Origin of the sequence: Hymenobacter antarcticus (genome assembly GCF_039539545.1) — a bacterium.
Lineage (GTDB): Bacteria > Bacteroidota > Bacteroidia > Cytophagales > Hymenobacteraceae > Hymenobacter > Hymenobacter antarcticus.
In genome coordinates, this window is sequence record NZ_BAABDI010000013.1 from 50,104 (window position 1) to 71,069 (window position 20,966).

At 62.6% G+C, this 20,966-nt stretch carries 19 protein-coding genes; 15 read left to right on the forward strand and 4 right to left on the reverse strand.

What is annotated here, in order from left to right; genetic code table 11:
• Positions 1 to 51 precede the first annotated feature (51 nt).
• Together ABD819_RS10815 and ABD819_RS10820 are read right to left on the reverse strand one after the other, a co-directional pair.
• Positions 52 to 1,431, reverse strand: a complete 1,380-nt coding sequence (locus ABD819_RS10815) for an Nramp family divalent metal transporter (RefSeq protein ID WP_345124053.1) — start codon at positions 1,429 to 1,431, stop codon at positions 52 to 54.
• A 264-nt stretch (positions 1,432 to 1,695) separates the two neighbouring features.
• Positions 1,696 to 2,031 (reverse strand): thioredoxin, encoded by a 336-nt coding sequence (locus tag ABD819_RS10820; RefSeq protein WP_345124055.1) that lies wholly within the window; start codon positions 2,029 to 2,031, stop codon positions 1,696 to 1,698.
• A 193-nt stretch (positions 2,032 to 2,224) separates the two neighbouring features.
• Between ABD819_RS10820 and ABD819_RS10825 the strand changes: the two genes are divergently transcribed.
• The 3 genes from ABD819_RS10825 to ABD819_RS10835 all read left to right on the forward strand — a co-directional run bounded on the left by ABD819_RS10825 (position 2,225) and on the right by ABD819_RS10835 (position 5,600).
• On the forward strand, positions 2,225 to 3,826 hold the full coding sequence (locus ABD819_RS10825; protein WP_345124057.1) for a sensor histidine kinase: 1,602 nt from the start codon (positions 2,225 to 2,227) through the stop codon (positions 3,824 to 3,826).
• On the forward strand, positions 3,804 to 4,856 hold the full coding sequence (locus ABD819_RS10830) for a response regulator (protein ID WP_345124060.1): 1,053 nt from the start codon (positions 3,804 to 3,806) through the stop codon (positions 4,854 to 4,856). The genes ABD819_RS10825 and ABD819_RS10830 overlap by 23 nt, the downstream gene beginning before the upstream one ends.
• Positions 4,857 to 5,099: 243 nt before the next feature.
• Positions 5,100 to 5,600: an SMI1/KNR4 family protein gene (locus ABD819_RS10835; protein ID WP_345124062.1), complete on the forward strand. Its 501-nt coding sequence runs from the start codon at positions 5,100 to 5,102 to the stop codon at positions 5,598 to 5,600.
• Between the two features lie 83 nt (positions 5,601 to 5,683).
• Here ABD819_RS10835 and ABD819_RS10840 read toward each other — a convergent pair whose 3' ends face one another.
• Positions 5,684 to 5,989: a hypothetical protein gene (locus ABD819_RS10840; protein WP_345124064.1), complete on the reverse strand. Its 306-nt coding sequence runs from the start codon at positions 5,987 to 5,989 to the stop codon at positions 5,684 to 5,686.
• A 382-nt stretch (positions 5,990 to 6,371) separates the two neighbouring features.
• Between ABD819_RS10840 and ABD819_RS10845 the strand changes: the two genes are divergently transcribed.
• The 4 genes from ABD819_RS10845 (at position 6,372) to ccoS (ending at position 10,049) form a co-directional block, all read left to right on the forward strand.
• Positions 6,372 to 6,683 (forward strand): hypothetical protein, encoded by a 312-nt coding sequence (locus tag ABD819_RS10845; RefSeq protein WP_345124066.1) that lies wholly within the window; start codon positions 6,372 to 6,374, stop codon positions 6,681 to 6,683.
• 42 nt (positions 6,684 to 6,725) lie between these two features.
• Complete coding sequence (locus tag ABD819_RS10850) at positions 6,726 to 7,043, forward strand: cupin domain-containing protein (RefSeq protein WP_345124068.1); 318 nt, start codon at positions 6,726 to 6,728, stop codon at positions 7,041 to 7,043.
• 117 nt (positions 7,044 to 7,160) lie between these two features.
• A complete protein-coding gene (locus ABD819_RS10855) occupies positions 7,161 to 9,758 on the forward strand; it encodes a heavy metal translocating P-type ATPase (RefSeq protein ID WP_345124073.1) in 2,598 nt (865 codons plus the stop codon).
• Positions 9,759 to 9,902: 144 nt separating this feature from the next.
• The gene (gene ccoS / locus ABD819_RS10860; RefSeq protein ID WP_345124075.1) at positions 9,903 to 10,049 is read left to right on the forward strand and encodes a cbb3-type cytochrome oxidase assembly protein CcoS; all 147 of its coding nucleotides are present in this window, start codon (positions 9,903 to 9,905) and stop codon (positions 10,047 to 10,049) included.
• Between the two features lie 118 nt (positions 10,050 to 10,167).
• Here ccoS and omp85 read toward each other — a convergent pair whose 3' ends face one another.
• Entirely contained in the window at positions 10,168 to 11,556 is a 1,389-nt protein-coding gene (omp85, locus tag ABD819_RS10865; protein ID WP_345124077.1) for an Omp85 family outer membrane protein, read from the reverse strand.
• 510 nt (positions 11,557 to 12,066) lie between these two features.
• On the opposite strand from omp85, the gene ccoN reads away from it, so the two are divergent.
• From ccoN to hemF, 8 genes are all read left to right on the forward strand, one after another.
• Positions 12,067 to 14,292: a cytochrome-c oxidase, cbb3-type subunit I gene (gene ccoN, locus ABD819_RS10870; protein WP_345124079.1), complete on the forward strand. Its 2,226-nt coding sequence runs from the start codon at positions 12,067 to 12,069 to the stop codon at positions 14,290 to 14,292.
• A gap of 151 nt (positions 14,293 to 14,443) precedes the next feature.
• Entirely contained in the window at positions 14,444 to 14,641 is a 198-nt protein-coding gene (locus ABD819_RS10875) for a hypothetical protein (RefSeq protein WP_345124082.1), read from the forward strand.
• Positions 14,635 to 15,537, forward strand: coding sequence for a cbb3-type cytochrome c oxidase N-terminal domain-containing protein (locus ABD819_RS10880; RefSeq protein ID WP_345124084.1), 903 nt, complete (start codon positions 14,635 to 14,637; stop codon positions 15,535 to 15,537). Before ABD819_RS10875 ends, ABD819_RS10880 begins: the two co-directional genes overlap by 7 nt.
• A 144-nt stretch (positions 15,538 to 15,681) precedes the next feature.
• Positions 15,682 to 17,091, forward strand: coding sequence for a cytochrome c oxidase accessory protein CcoG (gene ccoG, locus ABD819_RS10885; RefSeq protein WP_345124086.1), 1,410 nt, complete (start codon positions 15,682 to 15,684; stop codon positions 17,089 to 17,091).
• 156 nt (positions 17,092 to 17,247) lie between these two features.
• Positions 17,248 to 17,727 (forward strand): FixH family protein, encoded by a 480-nt coding sequence (locus ABD819_RS10890; RefSeq protein WP_345124089.1) that lies wholly within the window; start codon positions 17,248 to 17,250, stop codon positions 17,725 to 17,727.
• A 115-nt stretch (positions 17,728 to 17,842) separates the two neighbouring features.
• Positions 17,843 to 18,574 (forward strand): sulfite exporter TauE/SafE family protein, encoded by a 732-nt coding sequence (locus ABD819_RS10895; RefSeq protein ID WP_345124091.1) that lies wholly within the window; start codon positions 17,843 to 17,845, stop codon positions 18,572 to 18,574.
• Positions 18,575 to 18,821: 247 nt separating this feature from the next.
• Positions 18,822 to 19,742: a universal stress protein gene (locus tag ABD819_RS10900; RefSeq protein WP_345124093.1), complete on the forward strand. Its 921-nt coding sequence runs from the start codon at positions 18,822 to 18,824 to the stop codon at positions 19,740 to 19,742.
• A 199-nt stretch (positions 19,743 to 19,941) separates the two neighbouring features.
• Positions 19,942 to 20,883 carry an oxygen-dependent coproporphyrinogen oxidase gene (hemF, locus tag ABD819_RS10905; protein ID WP_345124095.1) on the forward strand — a complete coding sequence of 314 codons (942 nt, stop codon included), beginning with the start codon at positions 19,942 to 19,944 and terminating at the stop codon, positions 20,881 to 20,883.
• Positions 20,884 to 20,966 lie beyond the last annotated feature (83 nt).

The window sequence follows — 20,966 nt, forward strand, 5'->3', positions numbered from 1 at the left end:
ACTCGCGGACTACAAAGTCCGCGCTACACCTCCGAACATCCGTTGTTTTGGTTATCCGAAAAAGGTCTGGAACAGCAGGTAGACGTTCAGGGCGATGATGATGCCCGACACCAGCCAGGCAATAATTTTAACGACCAAACCATTGGCGAAAACGCCCATTTTGGCCCGGCTGCTGGTGAACAGCACCAGCGGCACCACCGCGAAACTGAGCTGAAAGGACAGAATCACCTGGCTCAGCACCAGCAGCTGGCCGGCCCCTTTATCGCCGTAGAGCAGGATGACCACCAAAGCCGGCACCACGGCAATGCTGCGGGTGAGCAGGCGGCGTAGCCAGGGCCGGAGGCGGATGTTGAGGAAGCCCTCCATCACAATCTGGCCGGCCAGGGTGCCCGTCAGCGTGGAATTCTGGCCGGAAGCCAGCAGGGCCACGGCAAAAAGCGTGCTGGCGGCCCCGGCCCCGAGCACGGGCGTGAGCAGCTTGTGGGCGTCGTTGATGTCGGCCACCTCATACATGCCGCTCTTGTAAAAAGTAGCGGCAGCCATAACCAGAATGGCCGCGTTCACGAAAAACGCCAGAAACAGCGCCACCGTCGAGTCGATGGTAGCGAACTTGATGGCCATGCGCTTGCCGGGCTCGGTCTGCTCAATCTGGCGGGTCTGCACGATGCTGGAGTGTAGATACAGGTTGTGCGGCATCACCGTCGCGCCCAGGATGCCGATGGCGATGTAGAGCATCTGCGGATTGGTCACGATTTCCTTCCGCGGCACCAGGCCGGCCAGCAGGGCAAAGTAGTCGGGGTGCGACACGATGATTTCGTACACGAAGCAGCCGAAGATGATGACAATCAGCCCCGCCACAATGCTTTCGATGATGCGAAAACCCTTATTTTGGAAGTAAAGCACCACCAGCACGTCCAGCACGGTGAGCACCACGCCCCAGCTGAGCGGCAGGCCAAAGAGCAGATTGAGGGCAATGGCCGAGCCGATGACTTCGGCCAGGTCGCAGGCGGCGATGGCCACCTCGCACAAAAACCACAGCACCATGGCCACCGGTTTGGAGTAATGGTCGCGGCAGGCCTGGGCCAGGTCGCGCCCCGATACGATGCCCAGCTTGGCCGCCAGATGCTGGAGCAGCATGGCGAACAGGTTGGAAATCAGGATGACCGAGAGCAGCGTGTAGCCGTAGCGCGAGCCGCCGGCCAGGTCGGTGGCCCAGTTGCCGGGGTCCATGTAGCCCACGGCTACCATCAGGCCTGGCCCCCAGAAGGCAAACAGCTTGCGCCAGAACGAGGCACTGGCCGGCGGCACCTTGATGGTGCCAAACACCTCCCGCAGCGACGGGGCCGTGCGCGGCTTGCGCCAGCCGGGTTCGGCAACGGGAAGCCCGGCCGCTTCGGGGAGCGGTGCGGGAGCAACAATCGGGGCAGGCATCGCGGGGGGTAATGAATTAGACTGCAAGGTAGTTGAATTTAGGCTTACCTAAAAATTATTTTAAGCCGCCCTAATTACAGACTTCACCCCTAAAAAGTTGCGCCCACAGCTACTTATAATCGTCGCGAAATGGTATGCGAGCACGGTGCGACACTTCGCGTCTCGGCGTTGAACGATGATTGGATGGCGCGAACGCCAAGACGCAAAGTATTGCGTATCAACACCATTCAGTCCCCATACATCAACCTGAAAACCAATGCACTCCTATTCACCGGCCTCCTCGACTGGCCCCAACTTGCTGAGCAGAAGCAGGGCAATGGCCTCGCCTTCGGGCAGGCCGCACTGGCGCATCAGCTCGACGCCCTGGCGCATGAGCACGAAGCAGGGCAGATTGGGGGCGTGGAAGCTATGCACCACGCTGGGGTGCGTGCCCCCATCAACCGGCAGCACCCGAATGGCCGCTCCCAACTCCCGTTGCAGGGCCGCCAGCGCCGCCAGCACGGCCACGCGCACCTGCGGGGCGGGGCCCACCGGGGGCAGCAGCACCAGCAGCATCGCGGCATCGACGGGCAGTGGAGACGGAAGTAGAGTAGCTATCATCGGACCCGGGCGAAACAAGGAGCCGCAAAACTACCGAACGGGGACAGCGGCCCGTATGATGCCCATCGGGTGGCCGCCTGATAATTGTCAGGTTCATTCGGTTCACGGGCATTTGTGCCGACCTTGCCGCGCCCCCGGCCGATGCCGGTCCGGTAATCCCACCGCGTCGGGCCACTCCTTTCCCATTCCTTCAATGTTTTCCTCCGGTGCGCTCACCCAGCTCCTCTATACCCAGGCCAAGGAATTCTTTGGGATTTATGACCCGGCCCAGGGCTGGTTCACCCAGGTGAACCCGGCGGGGGTGCGCCTGCTGGGCTACCCCTCCGAAGAGGTGTTCCTCGCCGACCCCGACCACTCGCTACACTCCCCGCCCTGGACTGGTGCCCAGTGGGCGGCCCTTTGCGAGCAGGCCCGGCGCGAAGGCCACCAGGCCTTGGAGGCCGAAATCCGGCGGCACGCCGGCCCGCCCCTCAGCGCCTACCTGGAGCTGACCTACTTTCAGAAAGCGGGGCAGCCGTTTTTCCTGATTCATATCAGCGAGCAAAGCCGCCTGCAACAGGCTGAGCGCGAGCTGGCGCACAGCGTGCGGCGCTTTGAGGCGGTGTTTACCAACGCCACCATCGGCATCATTGTCTGCAATCAGGCGGGCGACATTGTTTCGGCCAATGAGTTAGCCGGCAAGCAGTTTGGGTACGTCACCGCCGAGCTGCTGGGCCAGCGCGTCGAAGTGCTGGTGCCCAACGCGGCCGGCCGGCACCATCAGCAGCTGCGCGAGTCCTTCAACGCCCACCCGCAGGTGCGCGGCATGGGCCACAACCGCGTGCTGCGGGGCCTGCGCCAGGACGGCACCGACTTTCCGGTGGAAGTGAGCCTGAGCTATTTCCACCTCGACGCGGAGCTGTACGTGGTGGCGTACGTGCTCGACATTACCTTCAAACAGGAAACCGAACGCGCGTTACAAGCTGAGCGTCAGCGCGTGGAGCACCTCAATGCCGACCTGGAGCAGAAGGTAGCCGACCGCACCCACGCCCTGCTGCTCACGCTGGAGCAGCTGGAAAAGCGCGGCGCCGAGCTCACGCAGGCGCTGGCCGCCGAGCAGGAGCTGGGCGAAATGAAGTCGCGCTTCGTATCCATGGCCTCGCACGAGTTTCGCACGCCCCTGACCGGGGTCCTCACCTCGGCCGAGCTCATTGCCGAATACGCCCAGGGCCCACATAAGGAAAAGCAGCTCCGGCACGTGGCCCGCATCCGCTCCTCGGTCAAGCATCTGAATGACATTCTGGAGGAATTCCTCTCGGTGGGCCGCATCGAGGAGGGCCGCGTGGAAGCCACGCCGGCCTCCCTGGACACGGAGACGCTGCTGGCCGAGACGGTTGCCGATGTGCAGGGGCTGCTCAAAACGGGCCAGCGCATTGATTGCCAGGGAGAATGCGCCGGCCTCATCCGGCTGGATGCCTCGCTGCTGCGCAAAATTCTGGTCAATCTGCTCTCCAACGCCATCAAGTATTCGGGCGAAAACTCGGTCATCAGCGTGCGCGCCACCTGCCACAACCGCCTGCTCACGCTGCGCGTGCAGGACCGGGGCGTGGGCATTTCCAGGGAAGACCAGGCGCACCTGTTCGAACGGTTTTTTCGGGCCCGCAACGTGGCCACCGTGCCCGGCACGGGGCTGGGGCTCTACATCATCGCCAAGTACCTGGAGCTCATGCGCGGCACCATTCACCTCGATAGCGTGCTCAACGAAGGCACCACCGTCACCATCACCGTTCCCTATGAAAACCATTCTGCTGATTGAAGACGACGCCGTAATCCGGGAAAACACCGCCGAGCTGCTGGAGCTGGCCGGCTACGCGGTGCACACGGCCGAAAACGGCCAGCTCGGCGTGGCCCAGGCCCTGGCCACCAAGCCCGATTTGGTGGTCTGCGACATCATGATGCCCGTGCTCGACGGCTACGGCGTGCTCCAGATTTTTAATCAGCACGCGCAGCTGGCCGGCGTACCCTTCATCTTCCTCACCGCCAAAACCGAGCGCCTCGACCTGCGCCGCGGCATGGAGCTGGGGGCCGATGACTACCTGACCAAGCCCTTCGACAAAGCGGAGCTGCTCAGCGCCATCACCGGCCGCCTCAACCGCTTCCACCACCTCCGGCCCGAGTATGACCTGCACCGCGAAGGCCTGAGCGAGTTTCTGGACGATGCCCGCGCCGTGGGCAACCTGGATAGCCTTTCGGCCGACCGCAAAGTGCACGTGCTGCGCAAAAAGCAGGATATTTACCTGGAAGGCGACGAGCCCACGCGGCTGTACTTCGTGAAATCCGGCCGGGTGAAAACGCTCAAAACCACCGAAAGCGGCAAGGAGCTGATTACCGGTTTCTACGGGCCCGGCGAGTTTTTCGGCTACCTGCCGCTCCTGCAGCACACCGCACACCACGACTCGGCCGTGACCGTGGACGAGGTGGAGCTGGTCTACATTCCCCGGGATGACTTCTCGCAATTGCTGCTGCGCAATCCCGAGGTCGGCCAGCGGTTTATTCACCTGCTGGCCAACCGCGTAGGCGAGCGGGAGCAACAGCTGCTGGCCATGGCCTACAGCTCCATCCGGCGGCGCGTGGCCGACACCCTGCTGCACCTGCACGCGCAGGCCGGCGACGGCCCGGCGGCCACCATCCAGCTCTCGCGCGAGGACATGGCCGCCATGGTGGGCACCGCCCCGGAGTCGCTGATTCGCACCCTGAGCGAGTTCAAAGCCGACGGGCTGGTTGAGCTCACGCCCGGAAATATCCGGGTGCTGGAGCCCGAGAAGCTGCGCCACGCCCGGTGGTAGGGAGGTTGGGGTGCTCTTGGAAAACGGGAACTATAGCACGCTGAGGCGTGAGAAGCGAAGTTCAAGGTTCAGGATTAACGTGTTGCTGATGACCGTTTGGCAGGATGTGAAATAGCTTGGCGGCATGTTTAAATCACCGTTTTCTTGGACCACATCGTCCTAAGCGGGGCATGCCGCACGGTTGTGAATCGGGCCCAGGCAGAAACGAATAGCTTTGCCAGCGTACTCTTTAACGCTTCCCCGATGGACCAGTCAGATGAGTTGTTGTGGGCGCAGCAGCAATTGCAACAAGGCGGCACCATTGCCTTGCAAACGGCTTCCGAAGCCAAATTGGCTCGTTTTGCCCAGAGGTACCACGTCCAGCTGCCCGCGGAGTTGGTCCGCTACTTCGCCTTGGTCAACGGCACCGCAGACGCGTACGATGAGCGCTTCTTTTGCTTTTACTCGCTGGCCGAAGTTCAGTCGGTGGCCGAGCGGTTTCACGACTACCACGGGGTGCCTAAGTACAGCGACTTGCTTCGCACGTGGCCCGAGCACGAGCAGTTCTATGTAGTTGCCGATTACATGATTCACCTCTTTGCCTATGCCATTCGGCTGGACGCGCAGGCCTCTTCGGCCAATCCTGTGTTCGTGCTCTGTGGTGACAAGTATCAGCAGGTAGCCGCTAGTTTCACCGAATTCTTAGCCCTTTACAAAAGGGATGCGGCCGAGCTATATATGGGCGAGGAGGAAGTGGCCGAGTAGTTCTGTTAGCTGCTTTCTCCACACAGAACGCGTTTACCTTGCTACCATTTCGCTGAACCAGCTGGTTTGCTTCCAGCCAGGGGTTAGGCTGCCCGGCTGCCGAAGCGCTGACCCATATGAACAGCCAAAGTGCCTCCTAGCAAGGTCGCTGCGCCGAGCGTTGCCAGAAACCCAATAACCGCCGCGGTTGACTGCAAGAGCTGGTTGTCATCGGCAAACACCCGTGTGTAGAGTAGCGACGAACCGACGGCCCCCGCAAAGGCGCCGCCGACAAACCAGGCGATATTCGTAAAGGTCAGCTTCCAGCGGGGGTGTAGCGCAATAACAGTGGCTCCGAGGAGCGTGCTGGCCACCACGCCGAAGACAAAGCCAAAGAGGGGAAGCAGCATAGTTTGTAAAGAAACGCTCCTTTCGGCAAACGGCAGGAATCAGCCTACACTTGGTAGCCAGCTTGCTCCTATAGCGCGGGGCGAATTTAAGAAACCCGTCTACGATTCATCGTTCACGAAATGCTCCGCAGAGATGAGTTTCGTAAACGCGCAAACCTGAAGCCTTGTCCCCACCAAAGCACCACGGCAGACGCGGCGGCGCGTTTCGCCAGTCGCCAAGGGCCACGGCCGGGGCTGATGAAGCTCAGGCCGGTGGGTGAGGTTTGTCATGTGGGGGCCGAAAAGAGGCCGGTAGTTTTGGGCTATCTTAATAGTGCCAGGCAAAGCGGCTTTCCGAACAATCCGAAAAGCCGCTTTGCCGACTGCCGCTTCTCACTGACCCATGACGCAGGAATTACAATTCGACCTGGAGAATAACGCGCAGGAATGGCTGGCGCTGTCGCTGGCCATCTCCTCGGCAGAGCGGGTGTCGTTCGGCAACATTCACGACCGGTTTTTTGCGCGCTACGGCCCCAATTTCATGGCCCACGTATACCGCACGGCCATGGAAGAAGTGCTGCCTAGCCTGCCGGATGCGGCCCGCAGTCAGCTCCTGGATGCCTTCCAGCAAGCCATGGACGAGGCCATTCAGAAGCAGGCCTACGCCCTGCCCACGCTCTCGGACTGCACGGCCTGCCACGCCCGCAAGTTCTAGTGGCTCCGGCTATCCGTTGAAACACTTCTACTCCCCTGCTTCATGACATTGACTTATCCTCCCCTGAAAAGCGGCAGCCTGCTGGCTGGTGCCCACGCCCCCGCCGGTGAGCAGAAAGCGCTGGTGCTGCTGGAAAAGAACGGCCAGAAAGTTATCTACAAAACCTTCGCCGCGGGCGAAATCATGCCCACCCACCACGCCTCCGTCGACGTGTTGGTGACGGTGCTGGCCGGCCGGCTCATCATCACCCAGGAAGACGTACCCACCGAGGTAACGGCCGGCGACTACGTCATCATCCCAAGCGGCGCGCCGCATGCGCTGCACTGCCTGGAAGCCGCCCGCATTCTGATTTACCGGTAGCCCGTATTCGGCCAGCATCGGTTTCGACTGAAATGAATCAGCCTTGAAGGTGACATTCATCAGCTTCCCCCGCCCAGGCCAACCGGAGCTTTGCGGCTGCCATCAGCCTGCCCGCCCGTGCCCCTTACCGCCGCCCCCGAAACCATGAACTGCGTTGCCTGCACCCACTGCGGCGACGACTGCCCCGCCGAGCCCATTGAGCTGACCGGGCAGCCGGAGCTGCATTTTTGCTGCCCGGGCTGCAAAGCCGTATACGAGCTGCTGGCCGCCAGCAACCTGTGCGGCTACTACCGCCTCGACGAGCAGCCCGGCCAGCGCGTGAAAACCGTGGAATTACCCGGCCGCTTCGACTACCTCGACCTGGAGTCGGTGCAGAGCCAGCTGCTGGCGTTTCGCTCGCCCACGCTGGCCCGGCTCACGCTCACCATCCCGCAGATGCACTGCGCCTCCTGCATCTGGCTGCTCGAAAACCTATTCAAGCTGAACGCGGGCATCCGGGAGTCACGGGTCAATTTCCTGCGCAAGGAGCTGACGGTAAGCTACCATCCTGCTACCACCAGCCTCAAAGACGTGGTGACCCTGCTGGCCGCCATCAACTACGAGCCGCAGATTACGCTGGCCGAGCTGGGCGCGCAGCCCCACGCCGCCAGCCGCACGCTGTACTACCAGCTGGGCGTGGCCGCCTTTGGCTTCGGCAACGTGATGCTGCTGGCCTTTCCCGACTACTTTTCCTTCACCGAAGGGCTGCACGCCGCGTTCGGGCGGTTCTTTGGGTGGCTGAGTTTGCTGCTGGCGTTGCCGGTGCTGCTGGTGAGTGCGCGCGGGTTCTACCAATCGGCCTGGCAGGGGCTTCGGCAGCGCTACATCAACCTCGACTTTCCCATCAGCCTGGGCCTCACGGCCCTGTTTGCGACCAGCGTGTTCGACGTGCTCACCCAGCGCGGGCCGGGCTACTTCGACTCGTTCACGGGCCTGGTCTTTTTCATGCTCATCGGCAAGTGGGTGCAGCAGCACAGCTACGACGCCCTGCGCTTCGACCGCGACTTCACCTCCTACTTTCCCGTGGCCGTGACGCGGCTCACCAAAGCCGGCGAGCAGTCGGTATCGGTGAAGGAGCTGCAGGCCGGGCAGCGCATCCGGGTGCGCCACCAGGAAATCATTCCGGCCGACGCCGTGCTGCTGCGCGGCGCGGGTTTGATTGACTACAGCTTCGTGTCGGGTGAGAGCGTGCCGGTGGCCAGGGCCGTGGGCGAGGTGGTGTATGCTGGCGGGCGGCAGATGGGCGAGGCCATCGAATTGGAAGTAGTGCGCGAAGTCTCGCAGGGCTACCTCACGCAGCTCTGGAACAACCCCGCCTTCGAGAAAGAAGCCCGGCCCACCCTGGAAACCTACGCCAACCACGTCGGCCGCTACTTCGTGGCCCTCACGCTCACGCTGGCCGTGGGCTCCGTACTGTACTGGTACCCCAGGGACCCGCAAATGGCCCTGCGCGCCTTCACCTCGGTGCTGATAATTGCCTGCCCCTGCGCGTTGTCGCTGGCCACGCCCTTCGCCATGGGCGCCGCGCTGCGGGTGCTGGGCCGCCGCCGGCTCTACCTGAAAAACGCCGCCGTAATCGAGACGCTGAGCCGCGCCGATACGCTGGTGTTCGACAAAACCGGCACGCTCACCGATGCCCATCGCGCGGCCGTCGATTTCTCCGGTCCGGCCCTTTCCCGCGAGGATGCGCGGCGCGTAGCGGCGCTTGTAAGTCAATCCACGCACCCGCTGAGCCAGCGCCTGGCCGCGCATCTGGGCCCTACTGACTTTGTGGTGGAGGAGTACGTCGAAATCCCCGGCCAGGGCATCAGCGGCGTGGTGGCCGGCACGCCGGTTCGCGTGGGCTCAGCGGCTTTTATCGGGGCTAACGGAATCTTGCCTGCCTCAACCCCACCCCCTAGCCCCCTCCCCGATGGGGAGGGGGGACTAGACTCTAGATTACTAGAACTAGTTTCTAGTTCCACCTCCCCATCGGGGAGGGGGCTAGGGGGTGGGGTTGAGGCCAGGGCGAAACCGCCACATGAACTTGGGAACCGCTGTAACACGCCCAAACAAGCGCCGGCCGAACAGCAAACCCGCGTGTACGTGGCCCTGAACGGGCAGCCGGCCGGGTGCTACGATATCCGCAGCCAATACCGCGAGAACCTGCCGGCGCTGCTGCGGGAGCTGGGCCAGCGCTACCAGCTGGCGCTGCTCACCGGCGACAACGACGCGGATGTCATCCCGCTGCGCCAGCTCTTTGGGGCCGGGGCCGAGCTGCGGTTCCAGCAGTCGCCGCTCGACAAGCTCGCCTACGTGGAAGCCTTGCAGCAGCAGGGCCGCCGGGTGGTGATGGTGGGCGACGGTCTGAACGACGCGGGCGCCCTGCAGCGGGCCGACGTCGGCATTGCCCTCACCGAGACGCTCACCAACTTCTCGCCCGCCTGCGACGCCATTCTGGAAGCCGGCAGCTTCGGCCGGCTGGCCACCATCATGCGCTTCGCCCGCGACTGCCGCCACATCGTGCTGGCCACGTTTCTGCTCTCCTTCTGCTACAACGGCATCGGCCTGAGCCTGGCGGTGCAGGGCCTGCTCACGCCCATTGCCTCGGCTATCCTCATGCCCATCAGCTCGCTCAGCGTGATGGTGTTTGCCACTCTGCTGGTGCGCTACGCCGCCCACCGCCGCCGGCTGTAAGCTTTAGTTTTTACAAGAACGTCATGCTGAGCGAAGTCGAAGCATCTCTACCGCTTCGTTGAACGGTGCTGACGAAGCGGTAGAGATGCTTCGACTTCGCTCAGCATGACGTTCTATTAAATTCTCCACTGTATCAACCATAACATGACCATCATCTTCCTGCTCATCGGCATCAGCCTGCTGGTGGCCCTCACGTTTTTAGGCGCGTTCCTGTGGGCCGTGCGCTCGGGCCAGTACGAGGACACCTACACGCCCGCGGTGCGGATGCTGTTTGAGGACGAGCCGGAGTAGTGCCGCTACCGTCCGGCCTTCGGCAAAGCTGCGAAACGCAGTAGCAGGGGTAGCATAAGCCTGGTGGTCGTTCAAATGTACCACATGAGCTGCATGAGGTTGCTTTCGCTTAGGGCCATTAGAAATTCTGCCCGATGCCGAAATAGAACAGCCGGTCTTCTTTGGACAAGCCGTAATCGGCATAGATGATGGTGGACAGGTTCCAGGCGATGCGGGCCCCGGCCCCGTACGAAAACCGGACGTCGCGGAAGCCCAGGTCCTGCCACCGGTCGCGCACCGTGCCGGCATCGGCAAACGGGGCCACGCCCAGCCCGAAGTTCTGCTTGCCCAGCTTCACATCGGCCAGCCGGATGCGCAGCTCGGCGTTGGCAAACGCCAGCGAGCGGGCCAGGAAGCGGTTGGCCCGGTAGCCGCGCAACGACTGTCGGCCCCCCAGGGCATTGATGCTGCCATCGGGGCTCCACTGGTCCTGGAACTCAAAGAATGGCGCTTTTTCCCCGAAAATGTTGCCGACGCCGACGCGTCCGGCCAGCACCGTGCGCTTGCCGACGGGCAGCTTGCGGTAGGCCCGGCCCTGGAAAAACAGCTTGTTGAAGCTGAACTGCGACCCAATGACCGGGCTGGAAAACTCGTTGGCCGCTTCGAAGTAAACCCCGCGGGTGGGGTCGGGCTCAAAGTCCCGCGTATCGTGAATCAGCGCCGCCTGAATAATGGATACCCAACCCCCGTCGAGGCCGAATATCAACCCTTGCTGCGCATCGCGCCGAAGCAACGCCGTGCCGTTGGGGGCCGTGGTTTGCTGGCCGGTAACGGGGCGGGTGGCATCGGCTTCCGTGCCTTGAAACGTGGCATACGACAGGTGCTGGATTTCGTAGCCGCCCATGACGCGCCATTTGCCTTTGCCCAAGGCGTAGTCGGCCTTGAGGTTCAGCATTACCTCGGTTTCCCGGAACCGGTTGGACAGGGCATCGGTGACCTCCGCGGCTTCGCCGGGCTGCCCGGGCCGCAGGGCCTTGCGGGCCGCATCGTATTCGGCGTAGGTGGCAAACGTAACGCCCGGGTTCGAGGGCAGGCGCAGGCGACCAAGCGTGGCCTCGGAGGAGCCGAAGTACAGGTTGGCCGGGTTCTGCTGCGCCTTGAAGTCGAGGCGGTAGCGCCAGCGCGTACCCTTGTAATAAGGCACGTCCAGGGAAAGCGTCAGCTCGCGGGCGTTGCTGGTGTAGTACGCCGCATTGGCGCGTAGGCGCATGAGGTAGGGCGTGTAGGCAAACAGCGGATTGTCGCGGTTGCCGTTCCAGATAATGTTGGTTTTCACCCCGAAACCCACCCCCGTAACCGGGTCGGAAGACAGGTCCGGCAAGCCGGTCACGAACCGGCCTTCCCGTTTTTTGGCCAGGTCGTCGTCCGACATGCGCTTGGAGCGGATAAAGGAGAGGCTATCCACTTGTTGGGCAAAGGCCCCGGATGCCAACAGGCCGAACGAGGCCGTTAGCCAGGTACGCAACATCCTTTTGGACATATGTTTTTTGAGAGGTGATTTTAGGTGCAGCAGGAGGCATGTCGCCGCCAGCGGGACATGCAGGAATTACAGGAATTGCAGCAGGCGCGCCGTAAACATAGTGCCCTATTCTGTACAAATTCTGTAATTGTTAGGCAGGTATAGGGCTTCCACACCAAAATTCACAACTGCGTTTCCAGTCTCTGAAGGCACTTGGGCACCAGCAGTTTTTCGGAGTTTTCAACGCCTCACTTACGTTTCCAAGTGCTGGGGGCAGCTGTGCAAAATTTGGTGCGGAAGCCAGATGAAGCATGACGTTCATCAAGAACCTATTCGGACAGGTTCTCAGTAACTGCCGACCACCCTGGCGCGATAGTCGTCGCTTAACATCAAAAAATGACTTTTTTGATGCTAGCCCCCGCACCTGACATCAATCAGGCGCTGGGCTGAAGTTCGTCACCTTTTCAGCAATACCCCCGCAAGACCTTTGAAGCAGTAAAAAACACTCTTCCGAGGCCCATGCAAGCTGAAATAGAATTACCCACCGCGGCCCCGCTGCCACTGCTGGTGGCCCCGCCGCCCGAGCGCGGCATCGAAACCTTCTTCTACGATAATAAGATTGTCCGCGACTTTGGCATTGCCACGGTCATCTGGGGCATTATCGGGATGCTGGTGGGGGTGCTGGCCGCCTTTCAGCTGGCCCGGCCCGAGGTGAACCTGGGCAACGCCTACACCACCTTCGGCCGCATCCGGCCGCTGCACACCAACGCCGTGATTTTCGCCTTCGTGGGCAACGGCATTTTCACGGGCGTGTACTACTCGCTGCAGCGCCTGTGCAAGACGCGCATGTTCTCCGACGTGCTCAGCAAGATTCACTTCTGGGGCTGGCAGCTCATCATCGTCTCGGCCGTGATTTCACTGCCGCTGGGCCTCACCACTTCCAAAGAATACGCCGAGCTGGAATGGCCGATTGACATTGCCATTACGCTGGTGTGGGTGGTGTTTGGCTGGAACATGTTCGGCACCATTGCCCGACGCCGCGAGCGGCACCTGTACGTGGGCATCTGGTTCTACATTGCCACCTTCCTGACGGTAGCCGTGCTGCACATCGTCAACTCGGCGGCGCTGCCGGTGAGCTTCATGAAAAGCTATTCGGCCTACGCCGGGGTGCAGGATGCGCTGGTGCAGTGGTGGTACGGCCACAACGCGGTGGCCTTCTTCCTCACCACGCCCTACCTGGGTTTGATGTACTACTTCCTGCCCAAGGCGGCGGAGCGGCCGGTGTATTCCTACCGCCTGAGCATCATCCACTTCTGGTCCTTGATTTTCATTTACATCTGGGCCGGGCCGCACCACCTGCTCTACACCGCCCTGCCCGACTGGGCCCAAAGCCTGGGCGTGGCCTTCAGCATCATGCTGATTGCGCCGAGCTGGGGCGGCATGATAAACGGCCTGCTGACCCTGCGCGGGGCTTGGGACAAGGTGCGCACCGAGCCCGTGCTCAAGTTCTTCGTGGTGGCCATCACGGCCTACGGCATGGCCACCTTCGAGGGCCCCATGCTGGCGCTGAAGAACGTAAACGCCCTGGCCCACTTCACCGACTGGATTGTGGCCCACGTCCACGTCGGCGCCCTGGGCTGGAACGGCTTCCTGACCTTCGGCATGCTCTACTGGCTGTGGCCGCGCCTCTACAAAACGCCGCTGCACTCCACCAAGCTGGCCAACACGCATTTCTGGCTGGGCACGCTGGGCATCCTGTTCTACGCCATCCCGATGTACTGGGCCGGCTTCACGCAGGGGCTGATGTGGAAGCAGTTCAACGCCGAGGGCATGCTGCAATACCCCAACTTTCTGGAAACGGTCTTGCAGCTGGTGCCCATGTACTACCTGCGCGGCATCGGCGGGGTGCTCTACCTGAGCGGCGTGTTTCTGATGATGTTCAACCTGTACAAAACGGCCAAGGCCGGCACGCTGCTGGTCAATGAAAAAGCCGAAGCGCCCGCGCTGCTGCCCGAAGCCCAGGACCCGCACGCCACCGGCGGCCACTGGCACCGCTGGCTGGAGCGCCGCCCGTTTCAGCTGGCCGTGGGCGCTACGGTCGCCATCCTCATCGGCGGCGTCATCGAAATGGTGCCGATGTTTTTGGTGAAGAGTAACGTGCCCACCATTGCCTCGGTGAAGCCCTATACCTCGCTGGAATTGCAGGGCCGCGACCTCTACATCAAGGAAGGCTGCTCGAACTGCCACACCCAGATGGTGCGCCCCTTCCGCTCCGAAACCGAGCGTTACGGCGAGTACAGCAAGGCGGGGGAATTCGTGTACGACCGGCCCTTCCTCTGGGGCAGCAAGCGTACCGGCCCCGACTTGCACCGCCTCGGGGGCAAGTACCCGCACTCCTGGCACTACAACCATATGATGGACCCCACCAGCATGTCGCCCGGCTCCATCATGCCGCCCTACCCGTGGCTGCTCGACAACGAAATCGATTACACGGACCTGCCCGCCAAAATCCGGGTGCTGCAACAGCTGGGCACACCCTACCCCGCCGGCTACGACCAGCAAGCCGTGGCCGATGCGCAGCAGCAGGCGAAAGGCATCGTGGCCGACCTGAAAAAGGAGGACATCGAGGTGAAATCCGACCGGGAAATCGTGGCCCTGATTGCCTACCTGCAACGCCTGGGTACCGACATCAAGGTGAAGCCCGAGCAGACCGCGGCTATGGCCGAAGCAGCGGCGGCGCAGTAGCTCTGAATTAAGAAGAACGTCATGCTGAGCGGAGCGCAGCGAAGTCGAAGCATCTCTACCGCAGCAGTAATCAATACCGCGACAACGAAGCGGTAGAGATGCTTCGACTTCGCTCAGCATGACGGCCTAACGCCCCTAATCCCCACCCATCATGTACAAAGAAGTCCTGCAGTCCATTACGGGCATTGCCATTTACCCGCTCATCTCCTTCGTCATCTTCTTCCTGTTTTTCGTGGCCCTGCTGGGGTACGTGCTGGTCGTCAACCGCCAGCACATCAGCGCCATGAGCATGCTGCCGCTGCTGGAAGATGGGCACGTCACGCCTGCTAAACCCGAACCCACATGCTAGCGCCCGTAAAAACCGCCCGGTTGGGGTTGCTTACCGCCGCCGGCCTGCTGCTGAGTGGCGTAGCGAATGCCCAAACCCCGGAGGCCGCCGCGCCCGCCAAAGCCGCCGGGATGAACGAGCAGGAAGTGCTATTCTGGGTGCTGCTGGGCCTGCTGGGCGTGCTGCTCCTGGTCCTGTTGCTGGTGGGCATCACCATCGTGATGCAAATGAAGCCGCAGCTGCGCCAGCTCTACGACCTGCCCACGGTGCATGGCACCTGGAGCGGCAAGGTGCTGGGCCTGCTGGTGGGCGATGCCACACTGGTGCGCGGCGAGTACCGGGATGAGCTGCTCGACCACAACTACGACGGCATCCACGAGTTCGACAACGACCTGCCGCCGTGGTGGAAATACGGGTTTGGCTTCACCATCGTGTTTGCCTTTGTCTACGTGGGCTACTACCACCTCACCCAAAAAGGCCAGCTGCAGGCCGCCGAGTACGAAACCGAAATGCAACAGGCGGCCCTGCTCGTTTCAGCCGGCTCCGACGACCCGACCATGCTCACCACCTACCTGGCCCTGACCACCGCCGCCGACCTGAGCACCGGCAAAAGCATCTACGCCACCAACTGCGCCCCCTGCCACGGGGCCAACGCCGAAGGCAAAGTCGGCCCCAACCTGACCGACGAATTCTGGCTGCACGGCGGCGAAGTGAACCACGTGTACAAAACCATCAAGTTCGGCATTCCCAGCAAGGGCATGGTGGCCTGGAAGGGCAAGCTCTCGGGCAAACAGATTCTGCAGGTGACTTCCTACGCGCTGAGTCTGCAAGGCTCGCGGCCGGCCAATGCCAAGCCGCCGCAGGGCGAGAAGGAGAAGGCGGGCAAGCCGGGCGGAAAGCCGGTGGCCGGGCTTTAATGAGCGGTTTACCATTCAAACAGAACGTCATGCTGAGCGCAGCCGAAGCATCTCGCTCGCATCGTTGCAACGATTGAATTACTGCTGCACGCGAGATGCTTCGGCTGCGCTCAGCATGACGTTCTGGTTTCATCATCTTCCCCCATGTCCACTACCCAATTCAAGCCCGACGACGCGTACCGCGACACCATTGCTACGGTGGATGCGGCGGGCAAGCGGGTGTGGCTTTACCCCAAAAAGCCCGCCGGCCGGCTCTACCGCGCCCGCAAGTGGCTCAGCTACGGGTTCCTGGCCGTGCTGTTTGCCGGGCCCTGGCTGCGGCTCAATGGCCTGCCCCTGCTGATGTGGAACCTGCCGGCCCGGAAGTTCATCATCCTGGGCCAGATTTTCTGGCCCCAGGACTTCTTCATCCTGCTGCTGGCCACGCTCACGTTTCTGGTGTTCATCATCCTGTTCACGGTGGTGTACGGGCGGGTATTTTGCGGCTGGGTGTGTCCGCAGACCATTTTCCTGGAGATGGTCTTCCGCCGCATCGAGTACTGGCTGGAAGGCGACGCGCCCCAGCAAAAGGCCCTGGACCGCGCCGCCTGGGACTGGAACAAAACCTGGCGCAAAACCACCAAGCACGTCCTGTTCCTGGCCGTGTCGTTTCTGATTGCCAACACCTTTCTGGCCTACATCATCGGCTCGGATGCGCTGGTGGCCATCGTGACGGACCCGCTGACGGCCCACCTGGGCGGGCTGGCGGCCATGGTCGGGTTCACGGGCGTGTTCTACGCCGTGTTTGCGCGGTTCCGGGAGCAGGTGTGCACCATCGTGTGCCCCTACGGCCGCCTGCAGGGCGTATTGCTCGACCAGGACAGCCTTGTGGTAGCCTATGACTACCAGCGGGGCGAGCCGCGCGAGAAGCTGCACAAAAACCAGGCGCGCACCGCCGGCGACTGCATCGACTGCCACCAGTGCGTGCAGGTCTGCCCCACCGGCATCGACATCCGCAACGGCGCCACCCAAATGGAATGCACCAACTGCACGGCCTGCATCGACGCCTGCAACTCCATCATGGACCTGGTGCAGCTGCCGCAGGGCCTCATCCGCCACGCCTCGGAAAACGGCATCGCCAACGGCACCAAATTTCGGTTTACGGGCCGCGTGAAGGCGCTGTCGGGTGGCTTGGTGCTGCTGCTGGCCGTGCTCACGGGCCTGCTGGTCTCGCGCTCCAACGTGGAAGCCACCGTGCTGCGCACACCGGGCCAGCTCTACCAGAAAACCGACCGCGGCACCATCACCAACCTCTACAACATCTCGGTCATCAACAAAACCAACGGCAGCTACCCCATCACCCTGCGCATCCTGGAACCGGCGCAGGGCCGGATTTCGCTCATCGGCGCCACCGGCCTCAAGCTGCCCGCCCAGGGCATCACCGAAGGCGTCTTCTTCGCCGAGCTGCCCCGCACGGCCCTGCACCGCACCAATCAGAAAATCCGCATCGGCCTGTTCAGCGGCGGCGAGCTGATAAGTGAAACCAGCACCAAGTTCCTCGGGCCTTCGCAGTGATGTTTTGACTGACTAAATAATCAGAAAGAACGTCATGCTGAGCGCAGCAGAGCGGAGCCGAAGCATCTCTACCTCATACTAATCAATGCGGTTGCAACGAAGCGGTAGAGATGCTTCGACAAGCTCAGCATGACCGTTCTAAAATCACAATAAACCATGACCACCCCGGCTATTTCCTCTCCCAAACGCAGCCTCTGGCCCTACGCCATCGTCACCGTTTTCGTGCTCTTCGCCGCCTACATCGGCTCCATGGTGTACCAGGCCATGCAGACCGACGTGAACCTGGTCAGCGCCGACTACTACCAGCAAGAGCTGGCCCACCAGCAGCGCATGGACGCGGTGGCCCGCACCGCCGCCCTGCCCACGCCCGTGCAAATCCGCCACGATGCCGCCAGCCGCCGCCTGACCCTGCAGCTACCCGCCGCCTTGGCCGGCCAGGCCGTGCAGGGCCAGGTTCACTTCTTCCGTCCCTCCAATCAGGCCCTGGACTTTGCGCTGCCCCTACAGCCCGCCGCCGACCTCCGGCAATCCATCAACACCAGCAAAATGGCCCCCGGCTTCTGGCGGGTGCAGCTTGATTTCACGGCGGGCGGGCAGGCTTATTTCCTCGAACAAGACCTCACAATCGGTGAATGAGTGATTGAGCGAATGAGTGAAGTAGCCCATGGCGCAATCGTCAGCAGGCAGGCAAGTCATTCCCACGCTCATTCACTTATTCATTCACTCAATCACTCAATCACCGACTCACCCATTGATTTTAACCGGATTCCTGTTTGGGTTGCTGGGCAGCTTCCACTGCGTGGGCATGTGCGGGGCTATTGCCCTGGCGCTACCCGGTGGCGTGGATGCGGCCACCTCCCCGCTGCGCTACGCGGGCGGCCGCCTGCTTTACAACCTGGGCCGGGTCACGACTTACGCCATGCTGGGAGCCGGGGCGGGCCTGGTGGGCCAGGGCCTGCGCCTGGCCGGCGTGCAGCAGGGCCTGTCCATTGCCTCGGGCGTGCTGATTCTGCTGCTGGTGGCCGTGCCGGAACGCTACCCCGGCCGCGTGGCGGGTTGGCTGGGTTTGGACCGGCCGCTGGCCTGGGTGAAAAACACCCTGGGCCGCTTGTTTCAGCAGCCGACGCTGCCGGCCCTGTACGCCACGGGCGTGCTCAACGGCCTGCTGCCCTGTGGCCTGGTGTATCTGGCCCTGGCCGGGGCGCTGAGCGCGCCGGGGGTAGCGGGCGCAGCGGCGTACATGGCCTGCTTCGGGCTGGGCACGCTGCCGCTCATGTTCGGCTTGTCGCTGAGCGGGCGGCTGGTGCCGCTGCTGTGGCGCACCCGCATGCGCCAGGCCGTGCCCTACGCGGCCTCGGTGCTGGCGGTGCTCTTCATCGTGCGGGGCCTGGGGCTCGGCATTCCCTACTTCAGCCCGCAGCTAAATCCGTCCACTACTACAACCAGCGCGGCCCAACCGGCCACGGTGTACGACTGCCACTAGCTTATCAACTGATGTTACGCAAGGCGTCTGAGGGTACTCCCGTGTTATAGTGCCTGGTGCTTGGTGCGTAGTGTTTGGTGAGGTGGAAACCCTCGTGCGGGGCTTTTCCAGGCGCCAGACTCCCAACCAAGCACCAAGCACTACGCACCAGGCACCCCAAAACCGAAGCTACCCATGGTGCCCTGCGTAACATCAGTTATCAACTCTTCTCAATCACCATTCTTCGGCCTTCTGCCCGCCTCCACCCATGAAAACCATTCTCGTTCCCATTGACCACACTTCGGCCGCCGAGCATACCCTGGCCTACGCCAACAAGCTGGCCGTGCGCTGGCCGGCGGAAGTGGTGCTGCTGTATTGCCACCAGCTCGATGCTGCGGCCGGCGACCCGGCCGCCGTGCTGCTGGCCCAGGAGCAGCGCCTGCGTGGGCTGGTCGAGCGCCTGCGCTACCAGCAGCTCACCCGCCAAAACGGCCGCCGCATTCAGTACCACTACCGGGTGCTGGCCGGCTGCCTGCACGACCACGTGCAGGCCGAAGCCGCCGCCTGCGCCGCCGACTTGGTGGTGATGGGCCTGGAGCACATCGACTGCGGCCGGCAAGTGGCCCCCGGCAACCACGCCGCCGCCATCATCGAGTTGGTGGGCTGCCCGGTACTGGTGGTGCCGGCCGGCCGGCGGTCCTTGCCCAACCGCCTGGTTTTCGCCGCCGATTTCGACGCCCTGAACCTGCACCTGCTGCCCCGGCTCTCGGGCCTGGCCAGTGCCTTCCCGGGGCCGCTGGACCTGGTGCAGTTCTACCCGCGCACGGCCCGGCCCCGGCGGCGGCAGCTGAAGCAGGCCCTGGGCCGGGCCGCGGCCCAGCTCACCTGGCCCATCATCACCGAGCACCTGGTGGAAGACGAAGCTCCCTTGGAAGGCATCAGCGAGTACTGTGCCCGCACGCTGGCCCAATTGCTCATCATTGCCCCGGCCGACACCGCGCAGCTGCTGCGCTACTTCGACCGGTGCTACACCCAAACGCAGGCCTATCACACCCAAATTCCCGTGCTGGTGCTGCGGGCCACGGAGCAACCAGCCACGGACACCTGCTGCGAGCACTGCCACGAACGGCTGGCGCAGGAAGCAACCGCCACCCGGCTAGCGGCTTACCGCGCCGCGCCCTGGGTCTGAAGCCATACCACAGTCCGGCACCGGCCCTTGGCGCAGCCCGGCTCACGCTTATAGCGCTTCTCAGGCTGATATACACTTTTGCAGAAAGTTAAAAGTTGAGAGTTAAAAATTAAAACGCATTGTGTCTGATTTTTAACTTTTAACTCTCAACTTTTAACTCAGTCTATAAAAACGAAACTGCTCTAAATCTGCTGCTATTATGAATACCGTTGTTGAAACCATCGCCCCGCCCCGCACTCGGGTGGAAAACTGGATGCGCAGCTTCCAGGACTGGCTCTGCTACCGGCTGGAGCTGGCCGATGGCAGCGGCGTGAAATTCGCTGAAACGCCGTGGGAGCACGCTGGCGGCGGGGGCGGCCGTACGCGGGTGCTGCTGCAGGGCGACGTGCTGGAAAAAGGCGGGGTAGCCTTTTCCGCCGTGTGGGGCGGGCTCACCGAGCAAGCTGCGCAGTCCCTGCTCCTGCCCGACCGCCGCTACTTCGCCACCGGCGTGAGCGTGGTGCAGCACCCACGCAGCCCCATGGTGCCCATCTCGCACATGAACGTGCGCTACTTCGAGGCCGGCAACGGCGAAGCCTGGTTCGGTGGCGGCCTCGACCTGACCCCGATTTACGTGGATGAGGCCCAGGCCCGCTGGTTTCATGAGCAGATTCGGGCCGTATGCCAGCGGCACGACCCCAGCTACTACCCGCGCTTCAAGCAGTGGGCCGACGAGTATTTCTACCTGCCCCACCGGAAGGAAACCCGTGGCGTCGGCGGCATCTTCTTCGACCGTCTCACCGTGGGCCAGGACGGCTCGTTCGAGGAGCTATTCGCCTTCGTGCAGGACGTGGGCGAGGTCTATGGCCGGGCCTACGCCGCCATCATGCGCCAGAACCGGGACCTGCCCTACACCGAACGCGAGAAGCAGTGGCAGCAGGTGCGCCGCAGCCGCTACGCCGAGTTCAACCTGGCCATCGACCGGGGCACCCGCTTCGGCCTCGAAACCGGCGGCCGCACCGAAAGCATCCTCATGAGCCTGCCGCCGCAGGCCGAATGGCACTACAACTACCCCGTCGAGCCGGGCTCACCGGAGGAAGCCACGCAGCAGTGGCTGCGCCAGGGCGTGGAGTGGGCGGCTGTGGCTGATGTGGCGGCTTAACGCTTACCCAAAACAAAAAGAACGGTCATGCTCATCTGGCGTCCGCGTAGCCGAAGCATCTTGCTCGCATCGGTGAACGATTG